The following is a 19,939-nucleotide window of genomic DNA, read 5'->3' on the forward strand; positions in this document are numbered from 1 at the left end:
CATTCGGGCAGTCCCGTATGCCGTGTTGACATGACCGTGAATTTTCCGGTTAGCGAAAGCAGCGCAAAAATGGAAAATTTTTTGTTGAGAGTGGAGGGGATTTTCCCCCGTAACCCTCGAATTTACGGCCTGTCGGCGCTAGGTTGCGACCAATGGCCCAAATTCGACGCCTTCCAGAGACGCTAGTCAACCGAATTGCCGCTGGCGAAGTGGTTGAAAGGCCTGCCGCTGCGCTCAAGGAGCTGGTTGAAAACGCCATCGACGCTGGATCTTCGCGAATCGATGTCGCTTTGGTGGATGGCGGGCTCACCCGCTTGGAGGTCACCGATGATGGCTGCGGGATGAGCAGCGATGATATGGCTCTCGCGCTTGAACGTCATGCCACATCAAAACTTCCCGATGAAGCAATTGAAATGGTAGCGACTTTGGGTTTTCGCGGGGAGGCACTCCCATCGATTGCCAGCGTCGCGCGCCTCACCATGGAAAGCCGCGTGCGGGGAACTGATACTGGCTGGCGACGTGTGGTGGACCATGGCGAGCTGATTGAGGAGGGGCCTGCCGCGCTTCCCTTTGGTACCAGAGTTCGGGTTGAACAGATATTTGCCCATATCCCGGCGCGCCGCAAATTCCTGCGCACACCGCGTAGTGAGTATATCGCCGCACTCGACACCGTTCGCCGCCTTGCGATGGCGCGGCCAGACATCGCGTTCAGCCTTACAAATACGGTGGATGGAAAGGTCCGAAAGGGACTTAAAACCCAAGGGGAAGAGGCACTTGCCACGCGTGTTTCACAAATTGTCGCGCGTGAGCTTAAAGATAATGCGGTCGAGATCGATCTGACTCGCGAGACTGCGAATGGCCCAATGCGGCTGACCGGGCTTGCTGGGCTACCAACCTACAACCGGGGTGTGGCCGACCATCAATATCTTTTCGTCAACGGGCGGCCGGTGAAGGATAAGCTTTTGACCGGTGCGGTGCGCGGTGCTTATTCCGATATGCTCGCGCGTGATCGCCACGCTGTGCTCGCGCTGTTCCTCGAAATTCCCCCGCAAGAAGTTGATGTGAATGTTCACCCGGCCAAAACCGAGGTGCGTTTCAGAGACAGCGCGGGCGTGCGCGGTTTTATCGTCTCTGGTCTGCGCCAAGCGCTTGGCACTGGTGACAGGCGATCTGCGCAAGGGCCGGATCGCGGCGCGATGGAGCGTTGGGTGGCAGAGCCCGTGCGTCCTAATGCGCATTTGACCAATCCTCATCTAGGCGAGCCGCATCAGGAACCTGCGCCTGAGCTGCGGTCCATGTTCGAAAGCCGCGATTGGTCTGCGCCTGCCACGCGAGTTGCCGAAACGCGGCCCGATTTCACAAGACCATACGCTCCAGCGCAGCTGGATAGCGCCCTTCCGCAAGGACGCGCCGAAGCGGCAGAACCACTCCCGGAAAATGCGGATGACTACCCGCTGGGCATTGCGCGCGGACAAGTGGCCAACACCTATATCATCGCCGAAAGCAAAGACGGCCTTATCCTCGTCGACCAACACGCAGCGCACGAACGCCTCGTCCTCGAACGCCTTAAGCGCGCAGGCGCTGATGAAGGGACAAAGCGTAGCCAGGCCTTACTGGTGCCGGATGTGGTAGAATTGGACGAGGCTGACTGCGACCGTCTCGAAGACGCTGCAGGAGGTTTGGCGCGCTATGGCCTTAGCGTCGAGCGTTTTGGCCCGGCCGCCATGCTGGTGCGAGCGGTCCCTTCTGTAATTGCCAAGGCCGACACGGGTAAACTCCTGCGCGATCTAGCCGATGACATCGCCAAGCACGGAAAACAGGAAGACAGCGGCTCGCTGCTTTTGGCTGAACGCCTCGAATATGTTCTCGCGACGATGGCGTGCCATGGATCGGTCAGGGCAGGGCGGGTGTTGTCGGTTGCCGAGATGAACGCCCTCCTGCGCGAAATGGAAGCGACCCCGCGCTCAGGCCAGTGCAACCACGGACGGCCGACTTGGGTGAAGCTGGATATGCAAGATGTTGAAAAGCTCTTTGGGCGGCATTGATGCGCTCGTTTGTTCTCCTCTTACCGTTTTGCCTCGTCGCGTGTGAGGGCACGCCGGCCTCCCACGCAGAAAAAGGCGGCGCTCCAGCTGACTACGATGCAATGAATGAGGTGGCGAGGGGGGCGGGGCAACCAATAGAGCCGCAACCAATCCGACTTGCTGAACTGCAGAATGTCGCGCCGTTCAACTGCCTCGTATCGAGTGACGCGGTTGACGAAGTTTTCTTCCTTGCGTCACCAGATGTCAGTGTGATGCAGATTGAGGGGGAGCTTATTGAATTGAGCCCTGTCCCGTCCGCCCAACCGCTACCTTACGGAATCTCGGATCGGTTCGACGGGAAAGCGTATCGGGTGGAGTTGGTCATCGATCGGGAAAGCAAGAGGCCCTGGCAGCCGGAATGGTCGGCCTTTACCGGAAGGATGACTGTGCGCGATGAGCACCGTCGAGTGGTTTATGATATACCTGCACAGATCAGATGCGGCGCAGACGGCTAATCCCGCTTCTATCCAAAAGCCCGCCAGAGCATCCAAATCGCCATTCCCATCATCGCAAGGTTTTCTGACAGTGAGATAAAGCCCAGTGGCACATCCCCGCTGCCACCGACGCAGGCGCATTTGATATCGCGTTTCTGGATATAGACTGCGTAGAAAACGCTGGCTGCTCCGATCGTGCCGATGGTGAAGGCAACCGGAATTGAAATCCAGGGGAGCAGGCGTCCTGCCATCAGGATTGCCGCCAATGCTTCAAGATAGGGATAGGCGTAGGCATAGGGTACAAACCTCTGGCCTAGCAGGTCATAGCCCACGAACATGGTTGAGAATTGCTCGACATCTTGAAGCTTGAGCATCGCAAGCATGGCCATGGAAAATGCAACAAACCATTCGACCGTGCGCACACTCAATCCGTCCAGCAACGCAAGAGAAAGCGAGACGGCAAGGGCAAGGCCCACTGCAAACACCGCCAAAACCGGACGATAGCTTTTGCCGCTCGTATCTCTCCCAATGCCGAAATGTTCGCGCAGGGCATCGTATCCGCCGATCCGCTCATCCTCGATAAAGGTCTGCGGCGTCGTCTCGACGCCGTGTTTGTCCTTGAAGGCGTCGGTTTCTTCGCGGGTCGTGAGGTGGTGATCCTCAACCGAAAACCCGCGCCGTTCGAGAAGATATTTGGATTTCGTGCCATAGGGACAAACGTGTTTGTCCATCACCATGCGGTAGAGTTTTGCCGTCTTTGCCATACCTTAGGAATGGTTCTTGGGGCCGAGAGTTCCGAAAACGGGATTACACGTTGAACTTGAACATCATGATGTCGCCGTCTTGAACGACATATTCCTTGCCTTCCTGACGCATTTTACCCGCTTCTTTCGCGCCTGCTTCGCCGTTCAGCGCGACGAAGTCCTCATAGGCAATCGTTTCTGCGCGAATGAAGCCTTTTTCAAAATCGGTGTGGATTTCGCCAGCGGCTTGGGGAGCCTTTGCGCCATCGGGAAAGGTCCATGCGCGCGCTTCCTTAGGCCCTGCGGTAAAGAAGGTTTTGAGGCCGAGCAGTGTGTAGCCAGCGCGGATAACGCGGGCGAGGCCGCTTTCCTCAAGGCCCAGTTCGGCGAGATATTCGGCGCGGTCTTCGGCGGGCATGGCGACAAGTTCAGCCTCAATCGCAGCCGACACCACCACTGCCTGCGCCCCTTCGCTTTCCGCTTTGGCAAAGACCTTGGCGGATAGCTCATTGCCTTGCGCTGCCTCATCTTCGGCGACATTGCAGACATAGAGCACGGGCTTTGCGGTCAGCAGCTGCGCTTGCTTGAAAACGCGCGCTTCTTCTTCGTCATTGGGTTCGACAAGCCGCGCAGGCTTGCCGTCTTTCAAAAGCTCCAATGCCTGACCCAGCACAGAGGCCATGATCTTCGCTTCTTTATCGCCAGCGGTCGCGCGTTTCGCAGCGTTGGCAACGCGCTTTTCAAGGCTTTCAAGGTCAGCGAGCATAAGCTCGGTTTCGACCACTTCAGCGTCGGCAATGGGGTCAACCTTGTTGGAAACGTGCTGAATATCGTCGTCTTCGAAACAACGCAGGACGTGCACAATCGCATCGACCTCGCGAATGTTGCCGAGGAACTGGTTGCCCAGACCCTCACCTTGCGCCGCGCCTTTCACAAGGCCGGCGATGTCCACGAAGGAAAGCTGTGTCGCGATTATCTTGGCCGACCCAGCGATTGCCGCGATCTTGTCGAGACGCTCATCCGGCACGGCGACCTGACCCACATTGGGTTCGATGGTGCAGAACGGATAGTTCGCCGCCTGCGCAGCCTGTGTCTCGGTAAGAGCGTTGAACAGGGTGGACTTGCCCACATTGGGAAGACCCACGATCCCGCATTTGAAACCCATCGCAATAATCCTAAGCGTTACGTCCCGTCAGATGTCTCCACTCGCCAAGGGGGGAAGCGGCGATTTCTACCGCCCCAGAACAGGCAAATTTCGTTTCCAGCTGGATCTGCCAAACGCGCCTCGCGCCAGCCCCAGCTTTGATCGACAGGATCAGATATGAAAGTCAGACCCGCCCCTTTGAGCGCTGCCACCGTTTCGTCAAGCCCTTCAATCTCGAAATAGACGACCGTAGTGGGGGCCAAAACCGCGTCCACCTCATGGAGAGAGAAGGTTTCACCGTGCGGCGTTTCAAACCGGGCATAGCGCGGCGGTGCATCGACAATGAGGGTCAGGCCCAGCTTGCGATAAAAATCAACCGATGCAGCGTAATCAGTGCAGCCCACGGTGACCTGATTAAGTCGCATCAAACGTTATGCACTGCCTTGATCCATGGGCCATATCCGCTCTGGCCAAGCCATCCGACCTGAACCTCGGCGCTGACTTTGTTGATGGCGATTTGCGGTTTGGCGCCGGGATGCACTTCGCGGCGCAGTGGACGGGTTCCGGGCGGCATGGCGATAATTTGAGCCATTGCATTGGGGACATCCATCGGATCGGCGGTGCGGCCAGAGCCATCTTCTTCACCCATGCGAGCAACAGCTTGGGGATAGCCGCTTGTGTGGACCTCGTCAGCGCGCGCCTTCAATTCGCGGGTCAGGATATTGCGATTGACCCAAACCTTTGTCGGATAACCGCCCGGTTCGATAATCGTCACATCAATATTATGCGGGACCAGTTCATAAGCGAGCTGTTCGCTCATCGCCTCAAGCGCAAATTTGGTTGCGGAATAATGCCCGGCATTGGGAACGATTACGCGGCCCAATTGGGAGGAAATCTGGAAAATTTGGCCCGATCCCTTGGTCCGCATTCCCGGCAGAACCGCGCGCGCCATACGGTGACAACCAAACACGTTGGTATCGAAGATCAACTGCGTTGCTGCCATGTCCTGAACCTCAACAGGAGACGACAGGCCGATCCCGGCGTTGTTGACGAGAATATCAATCCCGCCACCATTGATCTCTTCAGCCCTGGCAACGCCTTGGACAACCATTTCATCGGACAGAACGTCAATTTCGATGACGTGCAGATCGAGCTCCTCTTCAGCAGCAAGAGCCATAAGTTCATCGGCTTCGGGGCGGGGGAGGTTGCGCATGGTGGCAAAAACTTTTGCCCCTTTGCGAGCGAAATCCTCTGCCGCGAGGCGGCCAAAACCGCTTGAGCAGCCTGTGATGAGGATCGATTTGCCAGTCAGGTCAACGTCACTTGCAACAAGATCGCTTGCCCTCACTGAAACGCTCGCAGCCAGAACCCCGGTTGCAGCAGCACCAGCAAGAAGATTGCGTCTGTTTAACTGTGGCATGATGTCCGTCTCCGATTATGCGTTTTGCTGCAGAATTGGGCACGATCCTATAACAGCTAAGGCGTCCCGTCGATATCGCTCTGGGTGCAATCGAATACGCCCAGTCGGTGCATTTCATTTTGCACCCGCCACAAGGCCCATATATCATACAGCGCATGGCCGATCATCACGGCAAGAAGGCTCTCCAATGCAAGGTAAAGAACTGCAAAAACGCCGCCAATAAGGGCGATGATGATCGCGATTTTCAGGCGCGCCAGATGGATTAGAGCAAACAATACCGAGGTGATAATGACCGCAAGCCAGACTGGCAGATGGTCACTTGCAAGTGTGAGCAGCCCTCCACGAAAGAAAGCCTCTTCCCATATCCCTGCGCAAAGAGACAAGACGATGACCGGCCCCATGCCTAGCTTGTTCTTGAGAAATGCAAGACTATAGGCCTGTTCGCGCACCATCCGTTCGGAAAAGCGCGGGAATAATGCGAACAGCAGATAACCGCTGGCAATCATGGCTGCGGCGATGACAATGCCGTAGACCACCTCTATCCAGTCAAAAGTGACAAACGCGAGGATTTCGCGGCCCGATCCCACCCAGATCATCGCCCCGGCAATCGTGAAGACACCGGCCTGCAAGCACGTCGCGCCGAGCAGTTGCCGCGTGGTCATTGTTGCCATGTCTTCGCTTGGATGCTTCATCCTTGCTGGCGCAGCGCAACGTCGCTCATAAACCGGGGATCATCCCCCCTGGCCAGCCACTCAGCCTCAGCCCCGACCGCACCAAGCATAGTTGCCAGATCGTCCTGTTCATCCTTGGCGTAATTGCCCAGCACATAGGAATTGACGCGGTCTTTGTGCCCGGGATGACCAATGCCAAGCCGCACTCGGCGAAAATCAGAGCCTAAGTGCTTGTCGATGGAGCGAAGTCCATTGTGCCCAGCATGGCCGCCGCCTTGCTTGACCTTCACCTTGAAAGGCGCAAGATCAAGCTCGTCGTGAAAAACGGTAAGCGCGTCGAGGTCGAGCTTATAAAAGCGCATAGCTTCACCCACTGCGCGCCCGCTTTCATTCATGAAAGTCGCAGGTTTGAGCAAAAGCACCTTTTGCGTCCCGACGCGCCCTTCCTGAACCCAGCCTTGGAACTTTTTTTGCACCGGCCCAAAGCCGTGCATATCGGCAATAACGTCCAGCGCCATAAATCCGACATTATGCCGGTGGAGCGCATATTTTGGTCCGGGATTTCCAAGGCCTGTCCAGATCTGCATTGTTTCTCCTTAGCAGGGGAGAAGGGGGCTGCAACGGGTTGGGTCAGACTTGCCCACCCCCAACCCCTCCCGCGAGCGGGAGGGGAGCGAGACTTGACGAGCCGAAGGCGAGTTTAGTCGCAGCGGGGTGGGCAAATGCAACGCGCCTATTCAAAACAAAACACCGAGCCCTTCGCAGAGCCCGGTGTCCTGGTGATTTCAAAAGCGGAAGCGCTGATTATTCAGCGTCTGGATCAGCTTTCTGTTCGGTTGCTTCAACTTCATCAGCTGCTGGTTCATCACCCTCTTCGCCGGTGGTGTCGCCCTCAGCTTGTTTGAGAGCCGAAGGTGCAACAAGCGTTGCGATGGTGAAGTCGCGATCGGTGATTGCGCTTTCCGAGCCTGCGGGCAGTTTTACATCGCTGATGTGGATCGAATCGCCAACATCCTTGCCAGCGACCGAGATTTCGATCTCGCCGGGGATCTTGTCAGCGTCACAAACCAGTTCAAGTTCGTGACGAACGATGTTGAGCACGCCGCCTTTGGTAAGGCCAGGCGCGTCCTTCTCGTCAACAAAGACAACAGGGATCGAAACATCGACCTTGGCATCTTTCGACAGACGATAGAAGTCAGCGTGCGTCGGACGGTCGGTGACCGGATGCAGAGCAACATCTTTTGGAAGGGTACGAACCGTTTGGCCGCCTACTTCAACCTGCACGATCGAGTTCATGAAGTGACCGGTCATCAACAGACGGACCAGTTCCTTTTCCTCAACATGGATCATTTCAGGTTCTTCTTTGCCGCCGTAAATAACAGCGGGGACCCGACCTTCGCGGCGAAGTGCTCGGGAGGCTCCCTTGCCAGCCCGTTCGCGGCGTTCGGCGGGCAGATTCAGAGCGTCGCTCATAACATTAGCCTTTCGAATGCAAATTTAGATAACGCTGTCCCGCGTCCCGCCTCCAGGGATGACCAGAACGCATCAGCGATGGGCGCACATAGCGGGAAGGGGGCAAAAGGCAAGGGAATAATACCCTTTTGGCCGCCAGCGCATAATGCAGCGTTTTATTGCACGCGCCTGACCGTGTAACCGTGCTCTTGCACTTGAGCAGCGAGCCCTTGAGCGCCAATCAGATGCGCAGTGCCCACAGCGATCAGCGGCAATGGCTCTTTTTCAAGCGCTTGTGTGATCGGGGCAATCCAATTGTCATTGCGATTGGTGAGAAGCGCCGCTCGAAGCTCTGGATCATCCATGATGCCGCTTGTGGTGACCTCTTCCAATTGGGGCACATCGCCTGAAAGCCATGCTGTAATAAGGCGCTTGCGCTCCCCTCGAGAGGAAGCCCAATCGCGCACAGTTTCTTCAAGTAGTGTGCGCTGCACTGACGGGCTGAGTTGGTCGAAGATGCCAAGCTGCTCGCGCGCCGTCTCAAATCCTTTGACCTTGCGGCCATTGAACTGTGCGATGAGCACGCGGTCCACGCCCAGTTCAGGGTCGCCCGGGGCATCGACCTGCGAGAGCATGATCGCAGCGGCCCAATCTTCCGAGGCGCGCAAATGGGCACGCGAGAGGCCAGAACGGGCCACCATCGCTTCAAGATCGGGACGGATTTCCAGCGAAACCCGCTCATTCACAGGCGGCAGCCCGGGGCTGCGCGATAGTTCAAGAAATGCCTGACGCACATCATCGCTCTGACCAAGGCTGGCGACTTCGACCATCAGTACATCGGCCTCGTCAATCACCCGGTCGATCTCTGCCGTGCGCCATTCGACACCTTCGGGAAGGGCATGGATAGTCCCAAACATCCACCCCTCGACAACGCCGCCTTCGCTTGAGATCTCATAAAGAAGCGGGCTGGCCTCAGGGTAGGTAGGCGACGGGTCCGTCTCAGCCCGATCGCCGCACGCTGAAAGCGAGAAAACAAAGGCGGCGAGCAGCCAAAACCACGCCGGGCGATGCGCCGAGGGGGTAAAGCCGATGCTCGCCATTGGCATTATTGGATGCGCGCGCTTTGAATACCTTTGGCCTCAAGGTAATCCTGCACGCTTTTTTCGCCCGCCAGATGCCCTGCGCCCACGGCCATAAAGACCGTGCCCGGAGTGCTCTCAAGCCGATCTTCGATCCAATCGGCCCAATTTTCATTGCGCGAATAAAGGAGAGTGTCAGCAAGCAGCGGGTCCGACAAATCGTCATTCATAAGCGCTGCAAGCCCTTCTGCATCGCCTTCCGCCCAGCGCGCAACCATACTATCAAGCGTCGCCTTTACCTCAGGCATGGCTTCGACCGCTTCCATCATGAAGGTGACCTGTTTGTCCATTGGCATGGTGTCGAACATATCAAGCTGAAATTCGATCGTCTCCAAAGCGCTAAGGGATTGTTCGCCCGCTTTTGACATGATCACTTTTTCAACCCCGGAGTTGGGGTCATAACCTTGCTGCATCAAAGGGATGAAGGTGAGGGTGAGGGTGGTGAGCCACGGTTCGAGCGGATCAAATGCATTGGCCGGCGCGCCCAGATTTGCAAGTGCTGCTTCATACGCTGCCTTCTGCTCTTCACTAAGGAGGGAGCGCAAAGTTGTTCCGTCGGTGAATACGCCCTTTTGCTGAGCGAGCATTTGCTGCTTTGCCTCAGTGGCAGGGTCCATCGCAATCTCAGTGACGATGGTATCAGACGCATTGAGCGCTGCGTCGATCTCAGCATCGTACCAGACCAGTTCCTTTGGCAGCACATGGACCGTGCCAAACAGGTAAATGGTCGTGTCCTCATCCGACACTTTCCAAAGCGCAGGCCCTTCTGGACCACTAGGAAGCGCTTCTACCGCATCAAAAAGCTCATCATCGGCCAGCACCGGTGAAGCGGCGAGCAAACTTGCGCCAAGCATGGCTGATACGAAAATGCGGAGCGATGTCATGTGAAATGGTCCTTAAATGAGTGCGCCAGTTGATGGCACGAGAGACTTGAAAACAATGTGAACACACATCGCTAGCGTGTTTTTCTCCAGTGTCTTTAGCACGATCTTCCTATGCAAGATCGTCAAAAATGTCCTCAATCGGCATTTCAAAAAGGCGTGCAATGCGAAAGGCGAGGGGCAGGGAAGGGTCGTGCTTGCCAGTTTCAATCGCGTTCACCGCCTGACGCGAGACATCAAGCTGGGCTGCGAGTTCTGCCTGCGACCAATTGTGCTTGGCGCGCAGAACCTTAAGCTGGTTTTTCATCTGGCGATGCCCCCCGGCTTCACGTCTAGCGCTGCAATCACGAGCGCCACGACTGACGAGAATGTTCAGTAGTGATGCCAAGAAACAGGATCAAAATCATCATCTCGCCCGCCCGCGCTGATACAAATGGTTCCAGCTCATCGGTCGATTTGGTCCCGTAAAAATATCGATCGATGAAAACCTCGACCCCTGCGCCAAAAAAGCCAATGGCAATGCCGACAAGAAGTGCGATGCTCACACTCCTGTGCCAAAGGCCGAGCGTGTATTCATCGCTTCTGCGATAGACGATCACGAGGATGAGAGAGACGATGGTCGCTGCCATGGCGGGATAAATCAAAAACCACATCCACGACGGCACATCAGGTTTGTCGGGCATCAAATAGAAGCACAATAGGACAAACGGCCAGCACACCGCCCCTGTCAAAGCAGCCATTAGGAAACGCTTTGCGCCTGTTTCTGTTTTGTTGGGCGGGGTCATGATTGAAACCTTCGCAATGCTTCCATTGCGGTCGAGTGTGGGAAACTGAGGGTGGAGCACTAACAAAATTTGCGAGGAGGGCAAAATCTCTTGAACGATGGTCCAATGTGTCCACGCCGAAGACTTGCGCCCTGCGAGTCGGCTGCGTTTCACCTACGCCCAACCAAAGAGCCTGAGCCCAAATGCAGTGCCTGAAAATGTCGCGTTTAAAAAAGTGGCCCACGAATAGTGCAAAGCCCCATTGCAAAGCTACGCAAACATCGCGGGCCGGAGGAAATACATCCTCGGCCGAAATGCGATCCGACCTGATGGTGTTGGATGTATCCACGGTGAAACCAGGAGGAACTCAGGTTTCGCCGACGTTTTGGTTTGATTCGCCCCTGATGTCAATAAAACCTGACATTTTGACATTGAAACTAGACAGCCTGCTCTCTTTTTAGCGAGTTTCCTGTGTGCGAGGGGGCCGCTTGCCGCAGTGCAGCATTGACGCACCTTGGGGCTTGCGTCATGGGCCATTGCGCTATGGCACAAGAGCTTTCGAACCCTGCGATTCCAACCCGCGATCCGGCCAAGAGCTTTCAGGACATGATCCTGACGCTGCACGATTTCTGGGCGGCGAACGGATGCGTGATCCTGCAACCCTATGATATGCGCATGGGGGCAGGCACTTTTCACACCGCGACCACTTTGCGCGCGCTTGGGCCTGAAAGTTGGAACGCTGCTTTCGTTCAACCATGCCGCCGACCCACGGATGGGCGCTATGGCGAAAATCCCAATCGCTTGCAGCATTATTACCAGTATCAGGTGATCCTGAAGCCATCGCCTTCGAACATTCAGGACCTTTATCTCGACAGCCTTCGCGCAATCGGCATCGACCCGCTTGCGCACGACATCCGCTTTGTCGAAGACGACTGGGAAAGCCCAACGCTGGGCGCTTGGGGTCTTGGCTGGGAAGTATGGTGTGACGGTATGGAAGTCACCCAGTTCACCTATTTCCAGCAAATGGGCGGATTTGACTGCAAGCCTGTTGCGGGTGAGCTCACCTATGGGCTTGAGCGGCTAGCCATGTATATCCAAGGCGTTGATAATGTGTACGATCTGGCCTTTAACTCGCATGGCGTGACATACGGCGAGGTGTTCCTTGAGAACGAGCGGCAGATGTCCAAGTGGAACTTTGAAGTCGCTGACACCGATGCCTTGTTCGACCTTTTCGCCAAGGCAGAGGCAGAGTGCAAAAACGCGCTTGCCAATGATGTGCCGATCGCGGCGTACGAACAAGCGGTTGAGGCGAGCCACCTGTTCAACCTGCTTCAAGCGCGCGGAGTGATCAGCGTACAGGAACGAGCGTCCTACATGGGCCGGGTGCGTGACCTCGCGCGTTCGTCTTGTGAGAAATATGCCGAGAAGATGGCGCCTGAGTGGGCCGAGAAGTATCCGGAATGGAGCCTCGTGTAATGGCTGATTTCCTCCTCGAACTTCTCACCGAAGAAATCCCTGCGCGGATGCAAAAGGGCGCGCGCGGCGAGCTGGAAAAGCTGTTTGCACGCGAACTTTCGGCCGCGGGCGTTGAGGCAGGCCCGATCACCGTGTGGTCCACGCCGCGACGCTTGGCTTTGATCGCGCGCAGCCTGCCGACGCAGACCGAGGCCGTGCGCGAAGAGGTCAAGGGGCCTCCCGTGGGCGCTCCCGATCAGGCAGTCGATGGCTTCTGCCGCAAGAATGGCGTCACCCGCGAGCAATTGGAGGAGCGCGAGGTCAAGGGCCGCGCGACCTATTTTGCGGTGATTGAAAAGCCGGGTCAGCAAGTTTCGGACCTCCTCGCCGCTGCTATTCCGGCGATCATCCGCGACTTCTCTTGGCCCAAGTCCATGCGCTGGGGCGAGGCGTCGATATCCTCTGAAAGCACGCGCTGGGTCCGGCCTTTGTCGGGCATCCTCGCGCTGCTTGGCGGCGAAGTTGTCCCGGTTGTCATGGACGGCCTTTCCAGCGGGCGCGAGACGATGGGGCACCGCTTCCATTCCTCCGGCCTGATCACGATCGACGGTGCGGACGACTACGCGGAGAAACTGCGCGCAGCCCATGTGATCGTTGATCACGAAGAACGTGCTACCATCATCCGCGAGGGCGCAAAGAAGGCGGCGCAAGAGGCTGGCCTCGTGCTGGTCGAGGACGAGGGTCTGGTGGTCGAGAACGCCGGGCTCACCGAATGGCCGGTGCCGCTACTGGGCTGCTTTGACGAGGAATTCCTCGACGTGCCGCCCGAAGTGATCCAGCTCACCGCACGGGTGAACCAGAAGTATTTCGTGTGCGAAACGGCTGCGAATGACGGCGTAAACCGCCTCGCCAATGCCTTTATTTGCACCGCTAATATCGACGCCGTGGACCCCGCCGTGGTAGTCGATGGCAACCGCAAGGTTCTGGCCGCAAGGCTGTCCGATGCGCGCTTCTTCTGGGAACTCGATCAGAAGACTTCGCTTGAGGAACACGCCAAGGGCCTTGAGCGGATTACCTTTCATGAGGATTTGGGCTCGCTAGCGGCAAGGGTCGAGAGAATTAGAAATATTGCTTCGGAGCGCTTACCTGAGTTGGTTGGCTGGCCAGAAGCAAAGGCCCGCGAAATGCAGCCTAAACTGCGGAAAGCCGCTGACCTCGCAAAGGCTGACCTCGTCACGGAAATGGTCGGAGAGTTTCCTGAATTACAAGCCTTGATGGGCTACTATTATGCTCAAGGTCTTGGTGGTGAAATCGCAGAAGCTATACGCGACCACTATAAGCCGACAGGACCTTCGGATGAACTTCCGAGCAATGAGATCGGAAACCTGCTTGCGATTGCCGATAAAGCGGATGCCCTCTTCGGTTTTTTTGCGATCGGACAGAAACCAACTGGTTCTAAAGATCCTTTTGCCCTCAGGCGAGCTGCCCTCGGAATAATTCGGATCGTAGTCGAGAATGGCATCAGATTGAATTTACGGACGCTATTCTCCGGGATCGATTTTGAACGGATGTATCAGTCAAGGGCTGGTGTCGATTACAGCGACCCCACAGAGGCAATTCTGGCGTTTCTCGCCGACCGTCTCAAAGTCCAACAACGCGAAGCTGGCGTTCGCCACGATCTGATCGACGCGGTGTTCGCACTTGGCGGTGAGGACGATCTCGTTCGGCTCCTCGCTCGCGTCCATGCACTCCAGAGCTTCATCGAAACCGATAACGGAGCAAACCTCCTTGCCGGCTACAAGCGCGCGGCGAACATCCTCAAGAAAGAGGGGTACGACCAATCCCGCTCCCCCGCGAAGGCGGGGGGCCAGGGTGAAGGGCAGGACGGTGCCGCACTGGATCCCCGCCTTCGCGGGGAAGCGCAAGGCGGCATGGCGCCCTCCCACACCCCAGAACCCGCCGAAGCCGCTCTCATCGCAGCGCTCGACGCGGCGGAACCCAAAGCCGCCGCCGCTATCGAAGCAGAAGATTTCGCTGCTGCAATGGAGGCGCTGGCCTCGCTTCGCGGCGCGGTTGATCGTTTCTTTGAAGATGTAATTGTCAACGCAGAAGATAAGAATGTGCGCGCAAGCCGCCTTTCTCTGTTAGCGCGTCTTCGCGATGCCGTTCACAAGGTCGCTGATTTCTCAAGGATTGAAGGTTGATGGTCCAGACAGTCTACCCCTTTGGCGGTGATGCCGCTCATGTTGATACCCGCCAGCGGGACAAGACGATCACCGGGGGTAAGGGCGCAAACCTTGCCGAAATGGCTAGCATTGGCCTGCCGGTCCCTCCCGGTTTCACCATCACTACCGAAGAGTGTGTCTCCTATCTTCAGCATGGCGCGGAGTTCTCTGATGCTCTGCGCGAGGCGGTTGCAGGCGCGGTGGGGCATATCGAAGCCTCGGTCGGTAAGAAATTCGGGCATGCGGGCGACCCACTGCTCGTATCCGTGCGTTCCGGCGCGCGGGTTTCCATGCCGGGCATGATGGACACGGTCCTCAATCTTGGCCTCAACGATCAAACGGTCGAAGGGCTTTCAGCAACATCCGGCGATGAGCGTTTCGCATGGGACAGCTATCGCCGTTTTATCCAGATGTATTCGGACGTTGTGCTTGGCCTTGACCACGGCCTTTTTGAAGAAGCGCTGGAAATTGCCAAGGAAGACAACGGCTTTTATGCCGATACAGAGCTCTCTGCAGAGGATTGGAAAGCGCTCGTCACCGAGTTCAAAGGTATCGTTCAAACCGAATGGGGCAAACCCTTCCCGCAAGATGTGAACGAGCAGCTTTGGGGCGCGATCCGCGCCGTTTTCGACAGCTGGGACAGCGACCGCGCCAAGGTTTACCGCCGCTTGAATGACATCCCCGGCGACTGGGGCACGGCGGTCAACGTTCAGGCAATGGTGTTCGGCAACATGGGCGACACATCGGCCACCGGCGTTGCCTTTACCCGCGACCCTGCAACCGGTGAACGCGCATATTACGGCGAATATCTCATCAACGCGCAAGGGGAAGACGTGGTGGCGGGCATCCGCACGCCGCAATATCTGACCAAAGCCGCACGCGAGGCTGCAGGCGCCAAACCGCTATCGATGGAAGAGGCCATGCCTGAGGCTTACGGCGAGCTTGCGCGCGTCTTCGACCTGCTCGAAAAGCACTACAAGGATATGCAGGACATCGAGTTTACCGTGGAGCGCGGTAAGTTGTGGATGCTGCAAACCCGCTCAGGCAAGCGCACGGCAAAGGCTGCGCTTAAGATGGCGGTGGATATGGAGGCCGACGGGCTTATCACTCGCGAAGAGGCTGTGCGCCGGGTTGATCCCATGGCGCTGGACCAGTTGCTTCACCCGACACTCGATCCCGATGCTGAGCGCAATGTTCTGGGCGCTGGCCTGCCTGCATCACCGGGCGCTGCTGCGGGTAAGATCGTGCTTGATGCCGATACCGCTGAGCAATGGGTGGAGCGCGGCGAGAAAGTCATTCTCGTGCGCGTGGAAACCTCGCCAGAAGACATCCACGGGATGCACGCAGCACAAGGCATTTTGACCGCGCGCGGCGGGATGACCAGCCACGCAGCCGTGGTCGCGCGCGGCATGGGTCGGCCCTGCGTTTCAGGCGCGAGCGGTGTGTCCATCGACCTCAAAACGCGCACTCTCAAGATCGGTTATCAAGACTTGAATGAGGGCGATGAAATCACTCTCGACGGGGCCAATGGTCAGATCATGCTCGGCATCGTGCCCACGGTAGAACCTGAGCTAGCCGGCGATTTCGGCACTTTGATGGAATGGGCGGACGCGCTTCGCCGGATGAAAGTGCGCACAAATGCAGAGACGCCCGACGACTGCAAAATGGCGCGCCAGTTTGGTGCAGAAGGCATCGGCCTTTGCCGAACCGAACATATGTTCTTTGACGCGAGCCGGATTAAGGCTGTGCGCCAGATGATCCTCGCCGAAGAAGAAGCAGGGCGCAGCAGCGCGTTGGAAGTCCTGCTGCCTGAGCAGCGCGCCGACTTCACTGCAATCTTTGAGGTTATGGCAGGACTTCCTTGCACGATCCGTCTTCTCGATCCGCCGCTGCACGAATTCCTGCCAACGCAGGATAGCGAATTTGAAGAACTTGCCGATACCACTGGCCTGGGCGTTGATCACCTCAAACGCCGCGCGGGCGAACTGCACGAATTCAACCCGATGCTGGGCCACCGGGGATGCCGTTTGGGCATCACTTTCCCCGAAATCTACGAGATGCAGGCACGTGCGATTTTTGAGGCGGCCTGCGATGTCAAAACCGCATCAGGCGAAGCGCCAATTCCCGAAATCATGGTTCCCCTCGTGGCGACGCAAAAGGAACTTGCGATCCTAAAAGCGCTGATCGATGAAACAGCGCAGAAGGTTTTCGCTGAGAAGGGCACATCGGTCGAATACCTTGTCGGCACCATGATCGAGCTTCCGCGCGCAGCGCTTATGGCGGGAGAAATCGCCGAGGAAGGTGCATTCTTCAGCTTTGGTACGAACGACCTCACGCAGACCACTCTTGGGGTGAGCCGCGATGATTCAGCCAAATTCCTCGCACCTTACGTTGAAAAGGGCATCTTCGCGCGCGATCCGTTTGTGAGCCTCGATGTCGAAGGCGTTGGCCAATTGGTCGAGCTGGCCGCTCAACGGGGCAGGGCAACGCGGCCTGACATCAAGCTTGGCATTTGCGGCGAGCATGGCGGCGACCCTGCTTCCATCGCCTTTTGTGAGAAAGTCGGGCTCGATTACGTCAGCGCCTCGCCTTACCGCGTGCCAATTGCGCGGCTTGCGGCGGCTCAGGCGGCGCTTAAGTAAAGCTTAGCGCCACCCTGTCAGCACGAGTATTTCAAAGGTTTCAGTGACCTTGCCGTCTTCTTCGCGCATAGCGTCAAAGGCAGCTTCGGCACGGGCGAGCCAGTCGCGCGAAAGCGGCGGAACTGGCGTTTTGAGCGAGCGGGTGAGCCCATGATCGCGAAGGTCACTGATAAGCTGGCCGAGCGAGGAAAAACGCACCTTCAGCGGGTAGCTATCAACGACCTGGCGCGAAAACCCAGCGCGCTCCAAGAGCGCCGTGCCAGCCCGGTTATCGACCAGCGGATGCATTCGTGCAGCAGGGCGTTCTCCGTCGGCCGCTAAGACAATCTGGCGAAGCGCGGGGAGGGATCCTGCTCCGGGAAGCCCGGCAATGAAAAGGCCTCCTTCACACAAGGAATTGCGCGCATGGATGAGAGCGCCGGGCAAATCGTTAACCACCCCAAGTCCAAGGATATGCGCGACCAGATCATATTCCTCGAACGCTCCGGGCAGCTCTTCGTCTAAGCTTCCCAATGGGCGCTTGATACCAAAGGGCAAAGCGTCGACCGTGTCACCGATCACAAACGCGCTTTTGCCTTCGAAACGCATAAAATCGAGCCGATCCGCCATGTCTTCGGCTATTGATGCGCTGAGGTAGGAGGCGGCTCCCTTGCGCGTTTGCCGTTCTATTGCGCGGGCCCATTTGGCAGCAGCGGCGCGGCGGTTGAATATCTGAGGGACTTGTGATGAGGCCATGGTGCCTCACTTGGCCCGCTTGCGGGCGAAGCGCAAGTGCTGCACAATCACCCTCGCAATGGTATGGCGCGGCACCTTGGGAAAAGAGATTATCGAAGGCCTGAGGCCAGCCTTCGATCTCATTTATCCGCCGCGCTGCGGCTCTTGCGGCGCGCCCATCGCGGCCCATGGCGCTTTGTGTGAAGAGTGTTGGGGCGAGCTAGAATTTCCCGGCTCGGTTGAAATGGCGCAGACCAGCCATGGCGAGCGGCATTCAGGCATCATCGCAGCGACTCTCTATAACGATATGTCGCGCTCGCTTATCTTGAAATTCAAGCACGGCGGGAAATTGGCACTTGCACCGATCCTAGGCCGGATGATTGCCTCGCGCATCCATAATGATGAAGGCGAGATGCCACTGATCATCCCAGTGCCGCTTCATCGCACGCGCATCTGGCAGCGCGGCTTTAACCAGTCCGCAATGCTCGCGCGTGAAGTGGCCAATGCGGGGAAGGGTGAGTTATTGGTGGATGGTCTGGTGCGGGTCAAGCGCACGCCCAGCCTTGGCGACCTGCCGTCTGACACACGTCACCAAATCCTGCGCGGGGCGATTGCTGTGCGACGCGGTGCCAGGGAGATGGTAAGAGGGCGCAGCGTGATACTCATCGACGATGTGATGACCAGTGGTGCAACAAGCACCGCTTGTGTCGAGGCTCTGCTGGGCGCTGGCGCTGATACAGTGCGCATTGCGTGCTTTGCACGGGCGAAGCGCGCGCCGTCGCGATCCTGAATGCAAAACGCCTAATTGCAAAACAAGACCCGAAAACCGAAACGCCCGAGGCAATCAAGCCCCGGGCGCCACGTGACGAAACGGTTCAGATCCGCTCTGAAGAGCTCAGATAGCGACCCCCTAACTTCGCTATCAGGATCAAATCCTTATTCGTTCAATCGGTCATCCAACACCCCGCTGTTGGCTCAGACCGACAACCCCCTGAACCCGGCGTTTGACAACACCGTTTGTTAGGTGGAAGGGCGCCGCTAAGCACCCGGTGATTGGAGTTGTTCCATTTGCCTTACGAATCCGAAAGCCGAAACCTGTATTCTCACGTATTTTGATGGTCGGATGTTGTAGCTTTGCAACAATCTGTCGCATAGGGTGAACCTTTGGGCGCTCAACGTGCCATATTCTGTCATTTCAGGAGAGCTTTCTTGTCCAGCGATTGCTGCCCTACGCGCCAAGAGATTGAGGAGGGCACCCGGTTTGCCCCAAAGTTTGATGAAAAGGGATTGCTCAGCGCGGTGGTACTCGATTCTCAAACCAAAGAGGTGCTCGTCGTTGCCTTCATGAACGAAGAAAGCCTCGCCAAGACGCGGGAAAGCGGCAATGTCACTTTCTGGTCGCGTTCGCGCGGCGAGCTTTGGATGAAGGGCGAAACCTCCGGCAATGTGTTGCGGGTTGAGGAAATCCGGGTGGATTGCGATCAGGATGCGCTGGTGATCTACGCCAGACCGGCCGGACCCACTTGTCACACCGGGCGCACATCTTGCTTTTACCGCAAGCTGGAACTGAAGGCAGAGGACAGCGAAGCTCTCGTTAAGGTCAAGACTTGACGCTCACGTAAAGGTAAGGTAGTTCCTTGCCTATGGACACTCAATCTGACCCGATCACCGATCCGCGTGCCTCTGGTGACGAATCGCGCCGGCAGGATTCTCCTCGTCAAGGTGCGCATCTCGACCGCCCGGATGATTTGGCGCGTGAACAATTTTCGATTTCGGACCTGACCTCAGAGTTCGGCTGCACTGCGCGCGCTTTACGCTTTTATGAAGACGAAGGCTTGATCAGCCCGGCGCGTGTTGGGCTCACCCGCGTCTATTCAAAGCGCGACCGGGCCCGCCTTGCATGGATCATGCGCGCAAAGAACGTGGGCTTTAGCCTCACCGAAATTCGCGAGATGATCGACCTGTACGATCTTGACGATGGCCGCGTTGAACAACGCCGGGTGACCATAGAACGCTGCCGCGCGCACATTGCCAAGTTGAAGGAGCAACGCGCCGACATCGATTCATCAATCAAGGAACTCAGCGAGTTTGTGAAAGAGATCGAAAAGCTCGACCCGAATTAGTGGGCCCGGAAGAGCGGCTGGACCGCTCGGCCACACACCCCGCATAAT

Annotated in this window: 19 protein-coding genes; 7 read left to right on the forward strand and 12 right to left on the reverse strand. The window is 57.3% G+C overall.

What is annotated here, in order from left to right:
• The first annotated feature begins 152 nt into the window (after positions 1-152).
• Positions 153-2,045 carry a DNA mismatch repair endonuclease MutL gene (gene mutL, locus INR77_RS09705; RefSeq protein ID WP_223070869.1) on the forward strand — a complete coding sequence of 631 codons (1,893 nt, stop codon included), beginning with the start codon at positions 153-155 and terminating at the stop codon, positions 2,043-2,045.
• Between the two features lie 502 nt (positions 2,046-2,547).
• On the opposite strand, the gene INR77_RS09710 is transcribed toward mutL, so the two are convergent.
• From INR77_RS09710 to INR77_RS09760, 11 genes are all read right to left on the reverse strand, one after another.
• On the reverse strand, positions 2,548-3,282 hold the full coding sequence (locus INR77_RS09710) for a glutaredoxin (RefSeq protein ID WP_223070870.1): 735 nt from the start codon (positions 3,280-3,282) through the stop codon (positions 2,548-2,550).
• Positions 3,283-3,325: 43 nt separating this feature from the next.
• Positions 3,326-4,426 carry a redox-regulated ATPase YchF gene (gene ychF, locus INR77_RS09715; protein ID WP_223070871.1) on the reverse strand — a complete coding sequence of 367 codons (1,101 nt, stop codon included), beginning with the start codon at positions 4,424-4,426 and terminating at the stop codon, positions 3,326-3,328.
• A gap of 17 nt (positions 4,427-4,443) precedes the next feature.
• Positions 4,444-4,830, reverse strand: coding sequence for a VOC family protein (locus INR77_RS09720; RefSeq protein ID WP_223070872.1), 387 nt, complete (start codon positions 4,828-4,830; stop codon positions 4,444-4,446).
• The gene (locus INR77_RS09725) at positions 4,830-5,825 is read right to left on the reverse strand and encodes an SDR family oxidoreductase (protein ID WP_223070873.1); all 996 of its coding nucleotides are present in this window, start codon (positions 5,823-5,825) and stop codon (positions 4,830-4,832) included. The genes INR77_RS09720 and INR77_RS09725 overlap by 1 nt, the downstream gene beginning before the upstream one ends.
• A gap of 56 nt (positions 5,826-5,881) precedes the next feature.
• Positions 5,882-6,487, reverse strand: a complete 606-nt coding sequence (locus tag INR77_RS09730; RefSeq protein WP_223070874.1) for a CPBP family intramembrane glutamic endopeptidase — start codon at positions 6,485-6,487, stop codon at positions 5,882-5,884.
• Positions 6,488-6,513: 26 nt separating this feature from the next.
• Positions 6,514-7,083, reverse strand: coding sequence for an aminoacyl-tRNA hydrolase (gene pth / locus INR77_RS09735; RefSeq protein WP_223070875.1), 570 nt, complete (start codon positions 7,081-7,083; stop codon positions 6,514-6,516).
• Positions 7,084-7,300: 217 nt separating this feature from the next.
• The gene (locus INR77_RS09740; RefSeq protein WP_223070876.1) at positions 7,301-7,969 is read right to left on the reverse strand and encodes a 50S ribosomal protein L25/general stress protein Ctc; all 669 of its coding nucleotides are present in this window, start codon (positions 7,967-7,969) and stop codon (positions 7,301-7,303) included.
• 155 nt (positions 7,970-8,124) lie between these two features.
• The gene (locus INR77_RS09745) at positions 8,125-9,054 is read right to left on the reverse strand and encodes a TraB/GumN family protein (RefSeq protein WP_223070877.1); all 930 of its coding nucleotides are present in this window, start codon (positions 9,052-9,054) and stop codon (positions 8,125-8,127) included.
• Positions 9,054-9,971 carry a TraB/GumN family protein gene (locus INR77_RS09750; RefSeq protein ID WP_223070878.1) on the reverse strand — a complete coding sequence of 306 codons (918 nt, stop codon included), beginning with the start codon at positions 9,969-9,971 and terminating at the stop codon, positions 9,054-9,056. The genes INR77_RS09745 and INR77_RS09750 overlap by 1 nt, the downstream gene beginning before the upstream one ends.
• Positions 9,972-10,080: 109 nt before the next feature.
• Positions 10,081-10,275 carry a helix-turn-helix transcriptional regulator gene (locus INR77_RS09755; RefSeq protein WP_223070879.1) on the reverse strand — a complete coding sequence of 65 codons (195 nt, stop codon included), beginning with the start codon at positions 10,273-10,275 and terminating at the stop codon, positions 10,081-10,083.
• Positions 10,276-10,312: 37 nt separating this feature from the next.
• Positions 10,313-10,708 carry a hypothetical protein gene (locus tag INR77_RS09760; RefSeq protein WP_223070880.1) on the reverse strand — a complete coding sequence of 132 codons (396 nt, stop codon included), beginning with the start codon at positions 10,706-10,708 and terminating at the stop codon, positions 10,313-10,315.
• A 630-nt stretch (positions 10,709-11,338) separates the two neighbouring features.
• Between INR77_RS09760 and INR77_RS09765 the strand changes: the two genes are divergently transcribed.
• Genes INR77_RS09765 through ppdK form a run of 3 tightly spaced genes read left to right on the forward strand, consistent with a single transcriptional unit; the run spans position 11,339 to position 17,054 of the window.
• Positions 11,339-12,208: a glycine--tRNA ligase subunit alpha gene (locus INR77_RS09765; RefSeq protein WP_223073506.1), complete on the forward strand. Its 870-nt coding sequence runs from the start codon at positions 11,339-11,341 to the stop codon at positions 12,206-12,208.
• The gene (gene glyS / locus INR77_RS09770; protein ID WP_223070881.1) at positions 12,208-14,391 is read left to right on the forward strand and encodes a glycine--tRNA ligase subunit beta; all 2,184 of its coding nucleotides are present in this window, start codon (positions 12,208-12,210) and stop codon (positions 14,389-14,391) included. The genes INR77_RS09765 and glyS overlap by 1 nt, the downstream gene beginning before the upstream one ends.
• Positions 14,391-17,054: a pyruvate, phosphate dikinase gene (gene ppdK / locus INR77_RS09775; protein WP_223070882.1), complete on the forward strand. Its 2,664-nt coding sequence runs from the start codon at positions 14,391-14,393 to the stop codon at positions 17,052-17,054. Before glyS ends, ppdK begins: the two co-directional genes overlap by 1 nt.
• A 3-nt stretch (positions 17,055-17,057) precedes the next feature.
• Here ppdK and INR77_RS09780 read toward each other — a convergent pair whose 3' ends face one another.
• Positions 17,058-17,789 (reverse strand): methyltransferase, encoded by a 732-nt coding sequence (locus INR77_RS09780; protein ID WP_223070883.1) that lies wholly within the window; start codon positions 17,787-17,789, stop codon positions 17,058-17,060.
• Positions 17,790-17,865: 76 nt separating this feature from the next.
• On the opposite strand from INR77_RS09780, the gene INR77_RS09785 reads away from it, so the two are divergent.
• The 3 genes from INR77_RS09785 to INR77_RS09795 all read left to right on the forward strand — a co-directional run bounded on the left by INR77_RS09785 (position 17,866) and on the right by INR77_RS09795 (position 19,891).
• Positions 17,866-18,558, forward strand: coding sequence for a ComF family protein (locus INR77_RS09785; RefSeq protein ID WP_255573726.1), 693 nt, complete (start codon positions 17,866-17,868; stop codon positions 18,556-18,558).
• Positions 18,559-18,977: 419 nt separating this feature from the next.
• On the forward strand, positions 18,978-19,379 hold the full coding sequence (hisI, locus tag INR77_RS09790) for a phosphoribosyl-AMP cyclohydrolase (RefSeq protein WP_223070884.1): 402 nt from the start codon (positions 18,978-18,980) through the stop codon (positions 19,377-19,379).
• A 32-nt stretch (positions 19,380-19,411) separates the two neighbouring features.
• Positions 19,412-19,891 (forward strand): MerR family DNA-binding transcriptional regulator, encoded by a 480-nt coding sequence (locus INR77_RS09795; protein ID WP_255573727.1) that lies wholly within the window; start codon positions 19,412-19,414, stop codon positions 19,889-19,891.
• The last annotated feature ends 48 nt before the right edge of the window (positions 19,892-19,939 follow it).

The sequence above is a fragment of the Erythrobacter sp. SCSIO 43205 genome (genome assembly GCF_019904235.1).
GTDB lineage: Bacteria > Pseudomonadota > Alphaproteobacteria > Sphingomonadales > Sphingomonadaceae > Erythrobacter.

Excerpts from the sequence above, each read along its gene's own strand:
- mutL (WP_223070869.1), top strand. The coding sequence starts at position 153 with ATGGCCCAAATTCGACGCCTTCCAGAGACGCTAGTCAACCGAATTGCC.
- INR77_RS09710 (WP_223070870.1), bottom strand. The coding sequence starts at position 3,282 with ATGGCAAAGACGGCAAAACTCTACCGCATGGTGATGGACAAACACGTT.
- ychF (WP_223070871.1), bottom strand. The coding sequence starts at position 4,426 with ATGGGTTTCAAATGCGGGATCGTGGGTCTTCCCAATGTGGGCAAGTCC.
- INR77_RS09720 (WP_223070872.1), bottom strand. The coding sequence starts at position 4,830 with ATGCGACTTAATCAGGTCACCGTGGGCTGCACTGATTACGCTGCATCG.
- INR77_RS09725 (WP_223070873.1), bottom strand. The coding sequence starts at position 5,825 with ATGCCACAGTTAAACAGACGCAATCTTCTTGCTGGTGCTGCTGCAACC.
- INR77_RS09730 (WP_223070874.1), bottom strand. The coding sequence starts at position 6,487 with ATGACCACGCGGCAACTGCTCGGCGCGACGTGCTTGCAGGCCGGTGTC.
- pth (WP_223070875.1), bottom strand. The coding sequence starts at position 7,083 with ATGCAGATCTGGACAGGCCTTGGAAATCCCGGACCAAAATATGCGCTC.
- INR77_RS09740 (WP_223070876.1), bottom strand. The coding sequence starts at position 7,969 with ATGAGCGACGCTCTGAATCTGCCCGCCGAACGCCGCGAACGGGCTGGC.
- INR77_RS09745 (WP_223070877.1), bottom strand. The coding sequence starts at position 9,054 with ATGCCAATGGCGAGCATCGGCTTTACCCCCTCGGCGCATCGCCCGGCG.
- INR77_RS09750 (WP_223070878.1), bottom strand. The coding sequence starts at position 9,971 with ATGACATCGCTCCGCATTTTCGTATCAGCCATGCTTGGCGCAAGTTTG.
- INR77_RS09755 (WP_223070879.1), bottom strand. The coding sequence starts at position 10,275 with ATGAAAAACCAGCTTAAGGTTCTGCGCGCCAAGCACAATTGGTCGCAG.
- INR77_RS09760 (WP_223070880.1), bottom strand. The coding sequence starts at position 10,708 with ATGGCTGCTTTGACAGGGGCGGTGTGCTGGCCGTTTGTCCTATTGTGC.
- INR77_RS09765 (WP_223073506.1), top strand. The coding sequence starts at position 11,339 with ATGATCCTGACGCTGCACGATTTCTGGGCGGCGAACGGATGCGTGATC.
- glyS (WP_223070881.1), top strand. The coding sequence starts at position 12,208 with ATGGCTGATTTCCTCCTCGAACTTCTCACCGAAGAAATCCCTGCGCGG.
- ppdK (WP_223070882.1), top strand. The coding sequence starts at position 14,391 with ATGGTCCAGACAGTCTACCCCTTTGGCGGTGATGCCGCTCATGTTGAT.
- INR77_RS09780 (WP_223070883.1), bottom strand. The coding sequence starts at position 17,789 with ATGGCCTCATCACAAGTCCCTCAGATATTCAACCGCCGCGCCGCTGCT.
- INR77_RS09795 (WP_255573727.1), top strand. The coding sequence starts at position 19,412 with ATGGACACTCAATCTGACCCGATCACCGATCCGCGTGCCTCTGGTGAC.